The sequence below is a fragment of the Bradyrhizobium sp. WSM2793 genome (assembly GCF_000379585.1).
Lineage (GTDB): Bacteria > Pseudomonadota > Alphaproteobacteria > Rhizobiales > Xanthobacteraceae > Bradyrhizobium.
In genome coordinates this window covers 36196-52070 of the sequence record NZ_KB902779.1, presented here as the reverse complement: position 1 = coordinate 52070, position 15875 = coordinate 36196, and the positions used below count along the sequence as shown (strand labels likewise).

The window sequence follows — 15875 nt, the reverse complement described above, 5'->3', positions numbered from 1 at the left end:
ACTTCCGACAATGGCCAAGACGTCTCAAGCCGCGGGACTTCACCGCGCTTCGCTCGACAAGCTGCACGATCTCGATGCGGCGCTCGAGCTCATGTATTACGGCTGGCGCGGGATGACGCTGGAAGCGGACGAATATCTTGCGAAGCAGGGCCTGTCGCGTCCGCATCATCGTATCCTCTACGTGGTGGCGCGGCGGCCCGATATCGCGATCGGCTCGCTGCTCGAGGTCCTCGGCATTTCCAAGCAGGCCTTGAGCCGGCCGCTCAACCTGCTGCTGGAACGCAAGCTCCTGACGTCGAGGCGCTCGCCCGAGCAGCATCGCTCGAAGCTGCTGCGTCTGACGGCCGCCGGGCAGCGCATCGAGCAACGGGCCTCGGACCACGAGCGCAAGGTTTTGCGCGAGGCGTTCGATCGCGTCGGCGCATCCGGGGCGGCGGCATGGATGGCTGTCATGGGGACGATCGCCGACAATAACTGACGGTTCTTAAAGTCAATGTAGTTGACATGAGAGGCGGGCTTTGCCACTGTCCTGGCAACAGGCCGGGGAGGGCCGTGTCGTCATGAGCGGACAGAATACATTGAGCGCGAAAATGAATCGCGCGGCCGCCGAGCGCTTCGTCGCGGCATGGTGCGCGAATTGGTGCAAGGTCGATATCGACGCGGTTGTCGCGCATTTCGCCGAGAATGCGCAGATGCGCAGCCCTCTGGCGCTGACGCTGACCGGTTCGCCTGTCGTCGCCGGCATCGAGAATATCCGCGCCTATTGGCGCAAAGCCTATGGCCACATCGAAAGCGCGGACCTGAAGATCCTGAGCTGGAGCTGGGACGACGCCATCGCGCGCCTGACGGTGTGGTGGCAGCTCGGCGACACGCGCGCCAGCGAGTTCATGGATTTTGACGACGCGGGCCGCGTCGTGCGCAGCGAAGCCTTTTACGGAAAATGACCATGCGCCTTTCGGATATCGTCCTGCTCCTCAACACGCTGTGGTTCGGCGGCGCCTTCATCCAGTTCAGCATTGCGCAGCCAACACGCTGAAGATCTTGCTGCCGCGGGAAGAGCGCAGCAATCCGATCGCGCCGACCCTGGCGGCCAGCGTTGCGTTCCTGGGCGGGATGAACCTGCCGATCGGGCTGTTGTCGTTCTACCTTCTGGCTGCGCGTCCGCTCTTCTTCCAGCCGGTCGAGGCGCAGCTCACGCTGTTCCTGTTCTTTTCGGCCTGCCATTTCAGCCAGTTCGCCTATAACCTCCCGGTGCTGATGCGTGGCGGACGTGTCGGGGTCGCCTACTGGCCGGTGTTGAAGGGTCCGATGCTCCGGATCTTCGTCATCGACGCGGGCCTGTTCGCGGCCAATCTCGCAGTGGCGCTCCAGCTCGCGATAGCGTCCTGATCTACCGCGACGGCTCCGAGAGCGCGGCCCGCAGCATCGCCGCAAGATCCTTTCGCCGGAACGGCTTGGTCAGAATGCGGGCGTCGCCGTCCCCGTCCGGAGTCTTGACGGGCGTCTGGCTGTAGCCGGAGGTGAAGAGCACCTTGAGATCAGGCCGCAGCTCGGTTGCTTGCTTCGCAAGCTCCGGCCCGAACATGCCGCCGGGCATGACGACGTCGGTGAACAGCAGCTGGATGTCTCCGGGTTGGCGCATCACCTCCAGCGCTGCCGGTCCGTTCGACGTCGCGATGACCCGGTAGCCGAGCGTCCTGAGCTCGTTCTCGACATAGGCCCGCACCATGTCGTCGTCTTCGACGAGGAGAATGGTCTCGTGTCCCGCTTGTGTGACGGTCGCTTCCGCTGGGCGCAGGTCCTCGCCCGGCGGTGTTTCGAGGCGGGGAAAGAACAGCCTGACGACACTGCCTCGTCCCGGCTCGGACTGTATCTGCACAAGTCCGCCGGACTGTTGTGCAAATCCGTAGACCATGCTCAGGCCGAGGCCGGTCCCCTTGCCGACCTCCTTGGTCGTGAAGAACGGCTCGAACGCGCGGCTGACCACCTCGGCGCTCATGCCGCTGCCGGTATCGGTCACGGCCACCATCACGTAGTCGCCGGGCCGCGGCTCGCCGTTGACGTCGAGGTCGGATTCACCGAGCGAGCTGTTATGGACCTCGACCGTCAGCTTGCCGCCCTCCGGCATCGCATCGCGCGCGTTGAGCACGAGGTTGAGCAGCGCTGTCGTCAGCTGGCCGGGATCGACGCTGGCCGGCCATAAATCCCGTTCGAGCGCGAAGCGGCACTCGATGTGCTCGCCCAGTGTCCGACGCAGAAGCTGCTCCATGCCGAGCACCTTCTCGGCGATGTCGATCTCTCTCGGCCGCAGCGGCTGCTTGCGTGCGAAGGCGAGCAGGCTCCGCGTCAGGTCAGAGCCGCGCTCGGCGGCGGTCGCGATGTCGCCGGCGATGCGGTGCAATTCCTTGTTTCCCGCCAGCTGGTCGGCAAGATGCTCCGAATTGCCGAGAATGACGGTCAGGAGATTGTTGAAGTCATGCGCCACGCCGCCGGTGAGCTGGCCCATGGCTTCCATCTTCTGGGATTGGCTGAGCTTCTGGTTGAGATCCGCGATCGCGGCGCGCTGCCGCTGCAGCGATTCGGCGGTGCCGTTGAGCAGGGTCATCAATCCGCCGAGCTCGCCGCCCGGATGGGGCTCCGGAATGCGCGCGCTGAGATCTCCGCGCCCGAGCCTCTTCGCCATGGTGGCGAGCCGCCCGACCTGGCGGCCGATGCTCACGGTCGTGAGGATCCATAAGCCGGCCAGGAGCAACAGTAAGGCCACCGCGAGAATCGCCATGTCCTCGTAAAGCCGGCGGTTCGCTGCCGCGACCAGTCCGTCCTTGGAGCGTCCGACCATGATGGTGAGGCCGGCCTTGCGCATCGAGGGCGAGCGGGCAACGCCCCAGATCTGCGTGCGGCCCCCGCGGTCGGTGACTTCCCGAAATGGCTCGCCATCGGGCGCTGCCGCAAAGCGGAACAGATCGGAGCCCGCAATGGTCCCGCCAATGGGCACGCTCCAGCCGCCGCCCTTGGGGGCGACCAGGACCGTACCCTTGGCGTCGACGAACAGGATGTCCTTCTCGGCCAGCAGCCGCTTGTCGTGAAATTCCGCGAATTTGTTCAGGTTGAAGGACGCGAGCAGCACGAATTTCAGCGCGCCCGCCTCCGATCGCACGGGATAGGCGATCTGGAGCACCGATAGCCCGGTGAGGCGGCCGAACACCGGCTCCGCGGCAACGACGCCTTGAAGACCCTTGACCTCTTTGAAATAGCCGCGGTCGTTCAGGTCGAGGGTGCGGTTGGTCCGAAGCGAGTCGCAGAACAGGCTGCCGTCGGGATCGATGGTCAAGATGCCCGTGAACTGCGGATATTCTTCGCGCACTTCCGACAGAAACGCCGAGCACGCCGCCTTGTCGCGCGTGTCGAGGTCGCGGGCGCGGGCCAGACCGTAGTGGAGCTGGGCGGTGCCCTGGATCTTCTCGTTCAGATCGCTCGCGATGTCGTCGGCGGATGCGGCCAGATTGGCCAGCGCCGCGTCGATCTCGCTGGCCCGGTTCTGCACAAAACGCAGCCCGACCAGGATCGCGGGCACCAGCATGGCGGCAATGACGAGGATCAGTAACCGGGTACGCAGGCTCATCGGTGGGGCGGTCCGCTCTCAGGCGCATCTGCTCGGAGGTACAATTTGCGGACGATCGTCTGCCCAGTCCATAGCATTGGCGCGAAAATCGCACCGATGGTGAAGGATTTCGCATCGCGAGCATTGTTACCTCGCCGCTGCTCTTCGCGCAGGCTGGCATCAAGTTGCGCCTGCGCGCGGCGGCGCTAGTATCGCAGCATGCGCGCGACGAAAGATCGCGCCGATGTGTGGAGGGAGCTGATGTCCATCTCCGGCAAGGTCGATCCGGTGGTACGTCGCGTCGCGGCGACCGATATCGCCGAGGCGCTGGTCGAGGGTCTGCGCGATTTCCAGGCGCTGCCGTTCTACGGTCTCTGCTTCGGCGCGCTCTACGCCGCCGGCGGCATCGCCATCATGCTGTGCCTCACCGCCTTCGGAATGGTCTATCTCGTCTATCCCCTGGCGGCAGGCTTCGCGTTGATCGGGCCATTCGTGGCGATCGGGCTCTATGAGGTCAGCCGCCGCCGCGAGCGCGGCGAGCCGGTCTCGTTCGGCGCGATCTGGTCGGCCGTGCGCGCGCGCAGCGAGATCGGCTGGATGGCGTTCGTCACGCTGTTCGTGTTCGTGATCTGGATGTATCAGGTGCGGCTCCTGATCGCGCTGCTGCTCGGTCTGCACGCTTCGTTCTCGAGCCTTCAGGAATTCATGACCGTGGTGCTGACCACGAATGAAGGCCTGCTGTTCCTCGGCATCGGCAATGCGGTCGGCGCGGTGCTGTCGCTGATCCTGTTCTCGCTGACCGTGGTGTCGTTTCCGCTGCTGCTCGACCGCGAGGTCGATTTCGTCACGGCGATGGTGACAAGCGTGCGCGCGGTGGTGACGAGCCCGCTGCCGATGATCACATGGGCCGCCGTGATCGTGATGCTGCTGATCGTCTCGGCGCTGCCTTACTTTCTCGGGCTGATCGTGACGTTACCCGTGCTCGGGCATGCGACCTGGCATCTTTATCGGCGGCTGGTGGTGCCGGTGTAGCTAGTCGCCTCCGCTGCTTTTCCTTCTCCCCTTGTGGGAGAAGGTGGCGCGAAGCGCCGGATGAGGGGTTGCCTCAGCGAATTCTATTGCGGGAGACCCAGACGCGGAGACAGACCCCTCACCCGTCTCGCCGCTTTCGCGGCGAGCCACCCTCTCCCACAAGGGGAGAGGGGAAGAAGCGACCGCTGCTTGTTCTTCATCAATTAAGGCGTCTTGATCCCCATCGCCTTCAGCGCATCCAGCATCCGCTGCGGTGGCCCCATCTTCACCGCCAGCGGCTTGCCGGTTTCCAACAGGCTCTTGAGGCTGGACAGGATCGCGGGCCAGCCCGAACGGCCACCGGCGAGGATGTCGTCGCTAAGCGGGCGGTCGTGGCCTTCGCACATGGTAAGCCGGACCGCATCGCCGGCCTGTTCAATCTCGTAGGTGACGAGCGTCGGGCCGAGCTTCTCGATCAGCTCGGGCCAGTTCACGTTGAATGTGACCGAGAGCTTTCGCGGCGGATCGTAGGCGAGAACCTCGCCGCTGATGTGTAACGCGCCATCGGGCGTGCGCACGGTGAACGCGCCGCCAAGGCGCGGCTCGACCTCCACGGCATTGCCGAAGAAATATTGCTTGCTGAACTCGGCCGAGGTCAGCGCCTCCCACACTTTCTCCGGCGTCGAAGCGATGTAGATGGTGTAGACCGTCAGCGGCTTGAATTGATCGAGGTTCATTTTGCGTCGAATCCCTTGTTGAGCGCCGTGCGGGGAATGGCGAGCACTTTGCCTCTCTCCAGCAGGCTCTTGAGCCCGGACAGGATCGCCGGCCAGCCATTGGAGACGGCGCCGAGATATTTGCCGCCCTCGACGAAGCCGTCATGCAACACGGTCAAACGCACGAGCGCGCCGAACGGTTCGATGGTGAAGACGACGCGTGAGATTGGCTCGCCGCGCAGCTCTTCGAATTTCTGGTGCTTGAAGCTGTAGGACAGGCGGCGCGGCGGATCGGATTCCAGGATCTCGCCGGAATCGGTGATCTCGCCGTCGAGCGTAAGCGCAAAAGGCGAGCCGACCTGCCAGTCGGAGCGGACCTCGGCGCCGAACCAGTACTGCCTGGTGAATTCGCTCGACGTCAACGCCTCCCACAGCTTTTCCGGCGTGGTCTCGATATAGGTCACGTAGACGAACTCCGGCTTACTCATCGCGCTTCTCCAACTGGCGTTTCAACTCGCTGAGCGCGGCAAGCTTGCCGCGCTCGAATTTTTTGATCCAGCGTTCGCCGATCTGATGGATCGGCACCGGATTGAGATAGTGCAGCTTCTCGCGGCCATGCCTGATGGCGGTGACGAGATTGGCCTCTTCCAGGATCGCAAGGTGCTTGGTCACGGCCTGCCGCGTCATCGCGAGGCCCTCGCAGAGCTCGTTCAGCGTCTGGCCGTTCCTGGCATGAAGCCTGTCGAGCAGCGACCGTCGTGACGCATCGGCGAGCGCTTTGAAGACTTCATCCATGGTGTCGATAATAGGCAACCAAATGGTTGCATGTCAAGATGGAGTCTTTGGCGCGCGCAGTCGGCCGTGCTAGCCTCGACGCTCAGCCAACGCAGATTGGTTCCGGGAGGATTTTGATGTTCCGTCGCGTTTCACGTGTTGCCGCTCTCGTCCTTTTCGCGTGCAGCACCGCGGCCCAGGCGCAGAAGCAGACCATCGGCGCGCCGCCTGAAGCCTCCAACATGAAGATCGTCGGGAGCAACGATCTCCAGGCCCGCAGCGCCTATCAGCCGACCATCCATCACCAGGGCGATCGCTGGATCGCCTATATCGGCCATCACGGCGGCACTGATGATGTGCCCGCGCCCGTCAATCCGATGACGGGCAAGGCCGAGCCGAACGGAACCTCGATCGTCGACGTCACCGATCCCGCGCGTCCGAAATATCTGCGGCATCTGCCGGGGCAGGAGGGCAAGTACGAATCCGGCGGCGCGCAGATGGTGCGGGTGTGCGACGGCAAGACCTTGCCGAAGGGCGATCCCAACGCGGTCTACATGCTCAGGACGTTCGGCGGCGAGGCGCACGAGATCTGGAACGTCACCGATCCCGCGAGCCCCGTGCTCATCACGCGCATCGGCGGCCTGAAGGACACCCACAAGAGCTGGTGGGAATGCGACACCGGCATTGCCTATCTCGTCTCGGGCGCGCCGGACTGGCGCACGCGGCGCATGACGCAGATCTACGATCTCTCCGATCCCGCGCGCCCGCAGAAGATCCGCGATTTCGGTCTGCCCGGTCAGGAGCCCGGTTCGACCGGCGCGCTGCCGACCGAATTGCACGGGCCGATCTCGACCGGGCCCGACGGCAACCGCGTCTATTTCGGTTACGGCACCAACAAGGGCGGCATTTTGCAGATCGTCGATCGCGACAAGCTCTTGAGCGGGGCAAAGGAGCCGACGCCGGACAATCTGCGCTATCCCGAGATTGCGCGCATGCCGATGTCCGCCTTCAACGGCGCGCACACGACGTTTCCGATGCTCGACATGCCCATCGCGGAATTCGCCGAGGACAAGGACGGCAAGACCCGCGACATCGTCATGATCGTGAATGAAGCGATCCTCAACGAATGCGGCGAGGCGCGGCAGATGGTGTGGTTCGCCGACGTCACCACCGAGACGCGGCCGATGATGATCTCGAGCTACACTGTGCCGGAGGCGAGCGGGCAGTTCTGTCAGCGCGGCGGACGCTTCGGCGCGCATTCCTCCAACGAGAGCATGGCGCCGGTCTACTACAAGAAGATGGCCTTCATCGCCTTCTTCAATGCCGGCGTGCGCGCGCTCGATATCCGCGATCCCTATCATCCCAAGGAGGTCGGCTATTTCATTCCCTCGATCACGGCTGCGACCGACAAGCGCTGCATCCCGATCGAGGGCGGCGAGCGCTGCAAGGTCGCGATCCAGACCAACAATGTCGAGACCGATGATCGCGGCTACATCTACATCGTCGACCGCGCCAATACCGGCCTGCATATCCTGGAGCTGACCGGCCCGGCCCGCAATGTCGCCGGCCTGCCGAAGAACTGACGATGCGGCGCGGACCGATGTCGGCGTCGATGTTGGTACGTCGCTTCCACATTCTCCGCTGTCATTCCCCGCGCAGGCGGGGAATCCAGTATTCCAGAGACGTTGGTGAAGTGCGGAGGCGTTGCGGCGTACTGGATCCCCCGCTTTCGCGGGGATGACACCGTTGGTTGAGCGCGCACCTTGCGCTCATCTCACTTTCCTCTGCGCTCATCCCATGCATTAATACCCGCAAGCCGCCATCAGCCGAGTCTCCCCCATGATGTCCATGCAAGCCTATTTCGCCTTCGTCGCCGCCTGCATTGCGCTGGCGCTGCTGCCGGGGCCGATCGTCACCCTCGTCATCGCCAACGGCCTGCGCCACGGCACGCGTGCCGCGCTGACCAACGTGGCCGGCGCGCAGGCCGGTCTTGCCATCGTCATCGGCATCGTCGCGGTCGGCCTGACCTCGCTGATGGCGACCATGGGCTACTGGTTCGACTGGGTGCGCTTTGCCGGCGCCGCCTATCTCGTCTGGCTCGGCATCAAGCTGATCTGGGCGCCGGTCGAGGGCGTCGATGTCGACACACCGCCTCCGCCGCCGCGCGGCGGCTTCTTCCTGCAGGGTTTTCTGGTGCTGCTGTCAAATCCGAAGGTGCTGGTGTTCTTCGGCGCCTTCATCCCGCAGTTCATGGACATGAGCCAGCCGCACTTTCCGCAAGTGGCGCTGCTGGGCGCGACCTTCATGGTCACCGCCGTGGTGACCGATGCGCTCTACGCCGTCGCCGCAGGCCGCGCGCGAAAATTCTTCTCGGCGCGCCGCACGCGGATGATGTCGCGCATCTCCGGCGGCTTCATGATCGGCGGCGGCATCTGGCTGGCGCTGACCAGGGCGAAGTGAGGCTTACGCCAACAGCTCCACCTTCAGCTCCATCTCGACCTCGGCAAGGATCCTTGCCAGCCGTTCGGCCCATTGCTGCTGGCCGGTGTGGTCGGTGATCAGATCCTGCCGGATCTCGATGCCGGTGTTGACGAGGCCCCGCCCTTCGCCGTGGACGGGGATGGTGTAGTCGGTGAGGTCGCTGACCGCGTAAGGCTCGTTGTCGCCGACAACGAGATCGCCCTCTGCGCGCAGATGTTTCAACAGCAGTTGCGGCAGCACGGTGTCGCGGTTGTACAGCGCGGCGATGTGCCAGGGCCGCGCGACGCCGGCATAGACGGGCGTGAAGCTGTGCAGCGACACCAGCACCGTCGGCCGCTTGTCGTGCAGGCGGGCGTCGATCGCGGCATCGATGCGATCATGATAGGGCTCGAAAATCTCGCGCCGCCGCGCCTCGCGCTCCCCATCCGATATCCCTTCGTTGCGCGGGATCGCGGTGGCTTCGGAGATCACGGGGATCGAGCTTACAGCAGAAGGCGGGCGGTTGCAGTCGATCACGAGCCGCGAATAGCGCTGCGCGATCAGATGCGCATCCAGCAACCTTGCGAGCCGCTCGGCGACGCCGGCAATGCCGATGTCCCAGCCGATGTGCCTGACAAGCTCGCTTTCCGCGATGCCGAGATCGCCGAGCGCGCGCGGCAGCACCCGTCCGTAATGATCCGAGGTGAGCAAAAAGGGCGAAGTCCCTTCGGCATTTACCTCATGCACGGGCAAAATATCGCCCTCGCCGAGCAGTTGATCGGCGGCCTCGGCCGTGTGCAGATCCATCCTGATTGCCTATGAAACGATTACGTGTCTAAACGGAGTAACGATATTGCACCGACGTCGCAACTTTAGAGCAGCATGACCTCCGATCGCCTTTTCGTCTACGGCACCCTGATGCGCGGCTTCGACCATCCGATGGCGCGACTGCTCGCGGGCCACGCGGATTTCCTGGGTGAAGCGACCTGCCGCGGTCGGCTCGTCCTGGTGAAGCATTATCCGGGATTGCTGCTGTCGAATGCTGCCTCCGACATCGTTCATGGCGAGCTCTTCCGGATGCGCGTGCCTGACGAGCTCCTGGGCGAGCTCGACATGTACGAGGCCTGCGGCGAGGGTTTTCCGGAGCCGACCGAATATCTGCGCCGGCTGATCGACGTGTCGCTGGCTGATGGCGCCACCGAGAAGGCCTGGACCTATGTCTACAACTGGCCCGTCACGGGTCTGCCGCTCATCGAGTCCGGGCGGTTCTTGGCGCACTAGTTGTTTTCGAGCATGATCTTCTCGGAAAACCGCTTCGCACTTTTCCGGATCATGCTCTAAGCCGACAGCACTTCCTTCACCACGCGCACGTCGACCTCGCGCTCGACGTAACTCCATTCCTCGGTTTCCCGGAGCATCCCCACCAGCTCCTCGAACAGCGAGGCATGCGCGGGGGCGAATTCGAACCAGGTCAGGAAATCGAAGGGCTCGCCGAGGTCGCGGCAGTGATAGAGCTGGCGCGCGATCGCGGGTAGGAAACGAAGGCTGCTCGCGATGTGGTGCGACTTGTCCTCGAAGATCTGGCGGCGCTCTTCCTGCGTCAGCTCCCACCAGGCCTGCGATTTGCGGATCGGGATCAGCGCCGCGCTGGTTGCTTCCATCCGGCCGAGCCCGTCCTGCACGGCTGTGAGCTGCTGCTTCTCGGGCCGCTCGGTGTAGCGCAAATTGCTCGGGGCGCCGACCAGCCGCCACGCATTGCGCGAGGGCACCAGCGGCAATGAGACGGCCTCGCTGTCGGTCACCGACAGCGCCGGCATGAAGGGCAGGGGCTCGCCGGTCACGGGTGCGATCGAGATCACACGCCAGCCCCCGCTGTGGCCGCCCCGAAAGGTCCTGAACATGGGGATATGGAAGCGTGGAACCGGGTTAGGTTCAAGGGGCTCGTCATTTCGGCACTACGGTCCCGTCATCCTGAGGCGCGAGTGGCGCGATGCCATACATCGCTCCGGGAGCCTCGAAGGATGAACGGCCGAGGGTTAGAGCCGGGCCGTCGCCCTTCGAGGCTCGCCGAACAGGCGAGCACCTCAGGGGGACGGGACCAAAGGCCTGTGAACAGCGCGTATAATCCTGACAAACCTGACTTTTAGGCCCGCCGCCCCTATATCCCTGATCTTTCGCCCGACTCACCCCGGTTCGCGCTACAGAGGCCCATGCGCTTCACGCCCCAATTCCTCGACGAGCTTCGTGCCCGGCTTTCGGTCTCCGAAGTCGTGGGCAAGCGCGTCAAGCTGAAGAAGGCCGGGCGGGAGTGGAAGGGGCTGTCGCCGTTCCAGCAGGAGAAGACGCCGTCCTTCTACGTCAACGACCAGAAGGGTTTTTACCACGACTTCTCCTCCGGCAAGCACGGCGACATCATCTCCTTCGTGATGGAGACCGACGGCCTGCCGTTTGCGGAGGCCGTCGAGCGGCTCGCCAGCATGGCGGGCCTGGCGCTGCCGGCGGTGACGCCGGATGCGGCGCGGCAGGAGCAGCGCCGCCGCACGCTCCATGACGTCATGGATCTCGCCGCGACCTATTTCGCGGAGACGCTGGCCTCGCGCGTCGGCGCCAAGGCGCGAGGCTATCTCGCCGACCGCGGGATCTCGCCGGCGACTCAATTGCAGTTCCGCCTCGGCTATGCCTCGGCCGATCGCTTCGCGCTGAAGGAGCATCTCGGCAAGCTCGGTGTCTCCGTCGACGACATGGTCGAGACCGGCCTGCTGGTGGCCGGAGACGACATTCCCGTTCCCTACGACCGCTTCCGCGACCGCGTGATGTTTCCGATCACGGACTTGCGCGGCCGCGTCATCGCCTTCGGCGGGCGCGCGCTGGAGAAGGACGTTCCGGCCAAATATCTCAACTCGCCGGAGACGCCGCTCTTCCACAAGGGCGACAATCTCTACAATCACCAGACCGCGCGCAAAGCCGCCCATGATGGCAGCGCGCTGATCGTGGTCGAAGGCTATGTCGACGTCATCGCCATGGTCACCGCGGGCTTTGCCGGCGCCGTGGCGCCGCTCGGCACCGCGCTCACCGAAAGCCAGCTGGCGCTGTTGTGGAAGATGGCGGACGAGCCGATCCTCTGCTTCGACGGCGACCGCGCCGGCCAGAAGGCGGCGTATCGTGCCGCCGATCTCGCGCTGCCCTTCCTCGCGCCCGGAAAGAGTCTTCGTTTCGCGCTGCTGCCGGAAGGGCAGGACCCCGACGATCTCGCGCGCTCCGGCGGTCGTGGCGCCATCGAGGAAGTCATCGCGGCGGCGAAGCCGCTTGCCGAGATGATCTGGTCGCGCGAGCTCGAAGGCGGCAATTTTGCCACCCCCGAGCGCCGCGCCGCGCTGGAGGCGCGCATCAAGGAGCTCGCGAACGGCATCCGCGACGAGGTGGTGCGGCGCTATTACCGCGATGATTTTGCCGAGCGGCTGCGGCGCACTTTCGCGCCCGAGGGTGGCCGCGGCGGCTTTGCCGGCCGGGGCAATCTCCAAGGTAATTCCGGCCGCCAATTCCAGCCCCGGGCCGCGGGAGGCGCGAATCGATTCGGGGGGCAAGGGTTCGGCGGCGGCCGCCGCGGTCCCCCCGGTCCCATCCCGCTACCGTCAGGCCCCTACCAGGCGGCGAGCCCGCAGCTGGCGGCCAGCCCGATCATGCGCGGCCAGCGCAGCGCCATCTCCCGCCGGGAGGCGCTGATCCTGCAATGCCTGATCAACCACCCCTGGCTGCTGCACGACCACCTCGAGGAGGTCGCGGCCCTGGAGCTCGCCCATCCCGAGGCCCACAAGCTCAGGGCCGGCATCATCGCCGCCTTTGCCAATGACCACCACCATTCCCCGGACCCCGGCGAGCAGGCCGAAAAGATGCGCGGCGATCTCGCCAAAAGCGGATTTTCGCAAATCCTTCAACGGGTTGAGAACGGCATCACCACCGCGGCGGTGTGGGGCGCCCGCGAAGGCGCCGCCCCCGACGACGTTCTCGCCACCTGGCATCAGCTGGTTGCCTTGCATCGGCAATGGCATTCACTACTTAGAGAGCTGAAAGACGCCGAGCTGGCCTTGGGGGAGGACCCCAGCGAGGCCAATTTGGCGTGGCTGCGTGACGTCAAGGCCCGGATGGCCGAGGTCGACGGCACCGAAGCCCTGATCGAGGGTTTTGGCGAGCTGTCGGGTCGGTTCCAGAAGAGCGTGTGATGAAAGAATCATGCGGACGGCCGGAGCCGGAACCGCTAAAAGACTCGCCAAATCCAAGGTTTGGCGGCAAAAACAGGGTTAATCGAGGCTTAACGGTCTTGTAGCACTTTGGCCACCAGGCGGCCGCAGGCAGAACAGACGCGTCAGGAATGAATCCGCGCAATTGCTGTTGGCACTACACCTGCATCCGCTGCGACAAAGAGGCTGACGAAGCGTTAGGCATTTCCGGCGAGAGAGAGTTGGGGGTGGCGAGAGATATGTGCGCCGCCCTTTCCGTGTCGAGAGCTGCCGAAGCGAGAGCGTCGGGCAACAGGTTCATGTGAATTCAGGCAGACGCGGCGAGCCGACTGCATTGAAGCGCGTTTAGGAGCAATGGATGGCCACCAAGGCAAAGACGCTGCAGGCGAAGGACAAGGAAAAAGACGACAAGGCAGCGGACGCGCCGGAGAAGGATTCCCAGGACGCGCCCTCGCCGTTGCTCGACCTGTCCGACGCCGCCGTAAAGAAGATGATCAAGCAGGCCAAGAAGCGCGGCTTCGTGACCTTCGATCAGCTCAACGAAGTCTTGCCGTCCGACCAGACCTCGCCCGAACAGATCGAGGACATCATGTCGATGCTCTCCGACATGGGCATCAACGTCACCGAAGCCGACGATAGCGAAGGCGAGGAGGACAAGGACGAGGGCGGCGAGGACGAGACCGACAACGAGCTCGTCGAGGTCACCCAGAAGGCCGTCACCGAGGTCAAGAAGAGCGAGCCGGGCGAGCGCACCGACGATCCCGTGCGCATGTATCTGCGCGAGATGGGCACGGTCGAGCTGCTCTCCCGCGAAGGCGAAATCGCCATCGCCAAGCGCATCGAGGCCGGCCGCGAGGCGATGATCGCAGGGCTGTGCGAAAGCCCGCTGACCTTCCAGGCCATCATCATCTGGCGCGACGAGCTCAACGAAGGCAAGATCTTCCTCCGCGACATCATCGATCTCGAAGCCACCTATGCCGGCCCCGACGCCAAGGCCGGGATGAACAATGCGATGATCGCAGGACCCTCCGGCGAGAACGGTGAAGCGCCTGCCGAGGGCGGCCAGGCCGCCGCGACCGGCGCGCCCGCGCATGTCGCCCCGCCCGCCGCGCCGCCGTCGCCGACCCCGTTCCGGGCCGCGCCTGCGCCGGGCGGCACGGAAGCCGGCGAGGAAAAGGATCCGGGCGAGGCTGCGGCCGAGTCCGACATGGACGACGACGAGTTCGAGAACCAGATGTCCCTCGCGGCCATCGAGGCCGAGCTCAAGCCGAAGGTGGTCGAGATCTTCGACAAGATCGCCGACAGCTACAAGAAGCTGCGCAAGCTTCAGGAGCAGGACATCCAGAACCAGCTCCAGAACGAGTCGCTCTCGCCGCACCAGGAGCGCAAGTACAAGAAGCTGAAGGACGAGATCATCGTCGAGGTGAAGTCGCTGCGCCTCAACCAGGCGCGTATCGACTCGCTCGTCGAGCAGCTCTACGACATCAATAAGCGCCTCGTCTCGCACGAGGGCCGCCTGATGCGCCTTGCCGACAGCCACGGCGTCGCGCGCGAGGACTTCTTGCGCAACTACACCGGCTCGGAGCTCGATCCGCGCTGGCTCAACCGCGTCTCGAAGCTCTCGGCCAAGGGCTGGAAGAACTTCGTCCATCACGAGAAGGACCGCATCAAGGACCTGCGTCACGAGGTGCATCAGCTCGCAGCCCTGACCGGCCTCGAGATCGTCGAGTTCCGCAAGATCGTGCACTCGGTGCAGAAGGGCGAGCGCGAAGCACGCCAGGCCAAGAAGGAGATGGTGGAAGCCAACCTCCGTCTCGTGATCTCGATCGCGAAGAAATACACCAACCGCGGCCTGCAATTCCTCGATCTGATCCAGGAAGGCAACATCGGCCTGATGAAGGCGGTCGACAAGTTCGAGTACCGCCGCGGCTACAAGTTCTCGACCTACGCGACGTGGTGGATCCGGCAGGCGATCACCCGCTCGATTGCGGACCAGGCCCGCACCATCCGCATCCCCGTGCACATGATCGAGACGATCAACAAGATCGTGCGCACGAGCCGCCAGATGCTCAACGAGATCGGCCGCGAGCCGACCCCGGAAGAGCTCGCCGAAAAGCTCGGCATGCCCTTGGAGAAGGTCCGCAAGGTCCTGAAGATCGCCAAGGAGCCGCTGTCGCTCGAAACGCCCGTCGGTGACGAAGAGGATTCACACCTCGGCGATTTCATCGAGGACAAGAACGCGATCCTGCCGATCGACGCCGCGATCCAGTCCAATCTGCGCGAGACCACCACGCGCGTGCTCGCCTCGCTCACCCCGCGCGAAGAGCGCGTGCTGCGCATGCGCTTCGGCATCGGCATGAACACGGATCATACGCTGGAAGAAGTGGGTCAGCAGTTCAGCGTGACGCGCGAGCGTATTCGCCAGATCGAAGCGAAGGCGCTGCGGAAGCTGAAGCATCCGTCGCGGTCGAGGAAGCTGCGGAGCTTCTTGGATAATTGATCGGATCGTCATGCCCGGGCCCGACCCGGGCATCCATCGTAACGAAGACGGCGGGCCGAAAAGCCCGCCGTTTTTTCTTTGTGCTAGCGCCTGGATTGCGTCGGATAGTAAATTGCGAAGCGGATGCCGTTGGTTTGCTCATTCCATCTCCGTTGCTCTTCCGCTTTTTTCAACCCCGCCAGCTATGCCCGACTATCACCTCACCGTCTGGTACAACACCCGCTGCCCCGTCTGCGACGCCGGCATCGACTGGCAGCGCAACAAGCTGCTGGCGCTGGTGCGCGCGGGGACGGTCGAGTTCAGGGACATCAACGAGCAGCCCGACGCGCTGGCGCACTTTGGTGCTTCGCTCGACGACATCAGGCGGCGCCTGCATGCGACCGATGAAGCGGGGCGGCTCATCGTCGGTGCGGATGTCGCGATTGCGTTGTGGAGGCTGACGTCGGGGGAGGGCTGGCTTGCTGCGCTGTTCGGCAATCGCGTGGCGCTGCCATTCACGCGGTTCGGCTACGACCGGTTTGCCGATCTGCTGTTTGCCTGGAATAAAAGGAGCGGGCGCTGGTGAGCGCCTGCTT

The 15875-nt window shown here is 64.4% G+C and carries 15 protein-coding genes and 1 pseudogene; 10 read left to right on the top strand and 6 right to left on the bottom strand.

Translation table 11 applies throughout. From position 1 onward, the window contains the following. Positions 1–10: 10 nt before the first annotated feature. The 3 genes and pseudogenes from A3AS_RS0114215 to A3AS_RS0114205 all read left to right on the top strand — a co-directional run bounded on the left by A3AS_RS0114215 (position 11) and on the right by A3AS_RS0114205 (position 1389). A complete protein-coding gene (locus tag A3AS_RS0114215; protein ID WP_018318246.1) occupies positions 11–478 on the top strand; it encodes a MarR family winged helix-turn-helix transcriptional regulator in 468 nt (155 codons plus the stop codon). A gap of 112 nt (positions 479–590) precedes the next feature. Beyond that, positions 591–944, top strand: coding sequence for a nuclear transport factor 2 family protein (locus A3AS_RS0114210; RefSeq protein ID WP_018318245.1), 354 nt, complete (start codon positions 591–593; stop codon positions 942–944). A 2-nt stretch (positions 945–946) separates the two neighbouring features. Continuing rightward, positions 947–1389: pseudogene (locus A3AS_RS0114205) on the top strand (hypothetical protein). A 1-nt stretch (position 1390) separates the two neighbouring features. Here A3AS_RS0114205 and A3AS_RS0114200 read toward each other — a convergent pair. Beyond that, positions 1391–3622 carry an ATP-binding protein gene (locus tag A3AS_RS0114200; protein ID WP_018318244.1) on the bottom strand — a complete coding sequence of 744 codons (2232 nt, stop codon included), beginning with the start codon at positions 3620–3622 and terminating at the stop codon, positions 1391–1393. A gap of 240 nt (positions 3623–3862) precedes the next feature. On the opposite strand from A3AS_RS0114200, the gene A3AS_RS0114195 reads away from it, so the two are divergent. Further along, positions 3863–4633, top strand: a complete 771-nt coding sequence (locus tag A3AS_RS0114195) for a DUF2189 domain-containing protein (RefSeq protein ID WP_026201985.1) — start codon at positions 3863–3865, stop codon at positions 4631–4633. Positions 4634–4836: 203 nt separating this feature from the next. Here the strand turns inward: A3AS_RS0114195 and A3AS_RS0114190 are convergent, their stop codons facing one another. Genes A3AS_RS0114190 through A3AS_RS0114180 form a run of 3 tightly spaced genes read right to left on the bottom strand, consistent with a single transcriptional unit; the run spans position 4837 to position 6123 of the window. Continuing rightward, entirely contained in the window at positions 4837–5349 is a 513-nt protein-coding gene (locus A3AS_RS0114190; protein WP_018318242.1) for an SRPBCC family protein, read from the bottom strand. Further along, complete coding sequence (locus tag A3AS_RS0114185; protein WP_018318241.1) at positions 5346–5816, bottom strand: SRPBCC family protein; 471 nt, start codon at positions 5814–5816, stop codon at positions 5346–5348. The genes A3AS_RS0114190 and A3AS_RS0114185 overlap by 4 nt, the downstream gene beginning before the upstream one ends. Then, positions 5809–6123: a helix-turn-helix transcriptional regulator gene (locus A3AS_RS0114180; RefSeq protein WP_018318240.1), complete on the bottom strand. Its 315-nt coding sequence runs from the start codon at positions 6121–6123 to the stop codon at positions 5809–5811. The genes A3AS_RS0114185 and A3AS_RS0114180 overlap by 8 nt, the downstream gene beginning before the upstream one ends. Before the next feature lie 116 nt (positions 6124–6239). Here A3AS_RS0114180 and A3AS_RS0114175 point away from each other — a divergent pair, with 116 nt between their 5' ends. Both A3AS_RS0114175 and A3AS_RS0114170 read left to right on the top strand, forming a co-directional pair. After that, positions 6240–7685, top strand: a complete 1446-nt coding sequence (locus tag A3AS_RS0114175; protein ID WP_018318239.1) for an LVIVD repeat-containing protein — start codon at positions 6240–6242, stop codon at positions 7683–7685. Between the two features lie 256 nt (positions 7686–7941). Then, positions 7942–8562 (top strand): LysE family translocator, encoded by a 621-nt coding sequence (locus A3AS_RS0114170; protein WP_018318238.1) that lies wholly within the window; start codon positions 7942–7944, stop codon positions 8560–8562. 3 nt (positions 8563–8565) lie between these two features. Here the strand turns inward: A3AS_RS0114170 and A3AS_RS0114165 are convergent, their stop codons facing one another. Then, positions 8566–9369, bottom strand: a complete 804-nt coding sequence (locus A3AS_RS0114165; RefSeq protein ID WP_018318237.1) for an N-formylglutamate amidohydrolase — start codon at positions 9367–9369, stop codon at positions 8566–8568. Positions 9370–9444: 75 nt separating this feature from the next. Here A3AS_RS0114165 and A3AS_RS0114160 point away from each other — a divergent pair, with 75 nt between their 5' ends. Next, the gene (locus A3AS_RS0114160; RefSeq protein WP_018318236.1) at positions 9445–9843 is read left to right on the top strand and encodes a gamma-glutamylcyclotransferase; all 399 of its coding nucleotides are present in this window, start codon (positions 9445–9447) and stop codon (positions 9841–9843) included. A gap of 56 nt (positions 9844–9899) precedes the next feature. Here the strand turns inward: A3AS_RS0114160 and A3AS_RS0114155 are convergent, their stop codons facing one another. Continuing rightward, positions 9900–10463: a chlorite dismutase family protein gene (locus tag A3AS_RS0114155; protein ID WP_018318235.1), complete on the bottom strand. Its 564-nt coding sequence runs from the start codon at positions 10461–10463 to the stop codon at positions 9900–9902. Positions 10464–10772: 309 nt separating this feature from the next. Here A3AS_RS0114155 and dnaG point away from each other — a divergent pair, with 309 nt between their 5' ends. The 3 genes from dnaG (at position 10773) to A3AS_RS0114140 (ending at position 15865) form a co-directional block, all read left to right on the top strand. Further along, positions 10773–12782 carry a DNA primase gene (gene dnaG / locus A3AS_RS0114150; protein WP_018318234.1) on the top strand — a complete coding sequence of 670 codons (2010 nt, stop codon included), beginning with the start codon at positions 10773–10775 and terminating at the stop codon, positions 12780–12782. A 376-nt stretch (positions 12783–13158) separates the two neighbouring features. Further along, on the top strand, positions 13159–15300 hold the full coding sequence (gene rpoD, locus A3AS_RS0114145) for an RNA polymerase sigma factor RpoD (protein WP_018318233.1): 2142 nt from the start codon (positions 13159–13161) through the stop codon (positions 15298–15300). A gap of 184 nt (positions 15301–15484) precedes the next feature. Beyond that, positions 15485–15865 (top strand): thiol-disulfide oxidoreductase DCC family protein, encoded by a 381-nt coding sequence (locus A3AS_RS0114140; protein WP_018318232.1) that lies wholly within the window; start codon positions 15485–15487, stop codon positions 15863–15865. Positions 15866–15875 lie beyond the last annotated feature (10 nt).

What these genes read in the sequence shown, in the direction of transcription:
- A3AS_RS0114215 (WP_018318246.1), top strand. Translation starts at nt 11, where the DNA reads ATGGCCAAGACGTCTCAAGCCGCGGGACTTCACCGCGCTTCGCTCGAC.
- A3AS_RS0114210 (WP_018318245.1), top strand. Translation starts at nt 591, where the DNA reads ATGAATCGCGCGGCCGCCGAGCGCTTCGTCGCGGCATGGTGCGCGAAT.
- A3AS_RS0114200 (WP_018318244.1), bottom strand. Translation starts at nt 3,622, where the DNA reads ATGAGCCTGCGTACCCGGTTACTGATCCTCGTCATTGCCGCCATGCTG.
- A3AS_RS0114195 (WP_026201985.1), top strand. Translation starts at nt 3,863, where the DNA reads ATGTCCATCTCCGGCAAGGTCGATCCGGTGGTACGTCGCGTCGCGGCG.
- A3AS_RS0114190 (WP_018318242.1), bottom strand. Translation starts at nt 5,349, where the DNA reads ATGAACCTCGATCAATTCAAGCCGCTGACGGTCTACACCATCTACATC.
- A3AS_RS0114185 (WP_018318241.1), bottom strand. Translation starts at nt 5,816, where the DNA reads ATGAGTAAGCCGGAGTTCGTCTACGTGACCTATATCGAGACCACGCCG.
- A3AS_RS0114180 (WP_018318240.1), bottom strand. Translation starts at nt 6,123, where the DNA reads ATGGATGAAGTCTTCAAAGCGCTCGCCGATGCGTCACGACGGTCGCTG.
- A3AS_RS0114175 (WP_018318239.1), top strand. Translation starts at nt 6,240, where the DNA reads ATGTTCCGTCGCGTTTCACGTGTTGCCGCTCTCGTCCTTTTCGCGTGC.
- A3AS_RS0114170 (WP_018318238.1), top strand. Translation starts at nt 7,942, where the DNA reads ATGATGTCCATGCAAGCCTATTTCGCCTTCGTCGCCGCCTGCATTGCG.
- A3AS_RS0114165 (WP_018318237.1), bottom strand. Translation starts at nt 9,369, where the DNA reads ATGGATCTGCACACGGCCGAGGCCGCCGATCAACTGCTCGGCGAGGGC.
- A3AS_RS0114160 (WP_018318236.1), top strand. Translation starts at nt 9,445, where the DNA reads ATGACCTCCGATCGCCTTTTCGTCTACGGCACCCTGATGCGCGGCTTC.
- A3AS_RS0114155 (WP_018318235.1), bottom strand. Translation starts at nt 10,463, where the DNA reads ATGTTCAGGACCTTTCGGGGCGGCCACAGCGGGGGCTGGCGTGTGATC.
- dnaG (WP_018318234.1), top strand. Translation starts at nt 10,773, where the DNA reads ATGCGCTTCACGCCCCAATTCCTCGACGAGCTTCGTGCCCGGCTTTCG.
- rpoD (WP_018318233.1), top strand. Translation starts at nt 13,159, where the DNA reads ATGGCCACCAAGGCAAAGACGCTGCAGGCGAAGGACAAGGAAAAAGAC.
- A3AS_RS0114140 (WP_018318232.1), top strand. Translation starts at nt 15,485, where the DNA reads ATGCCCGACTATCACCTCACCGTCTGGTACAACACCCGCTGCCCCGTC.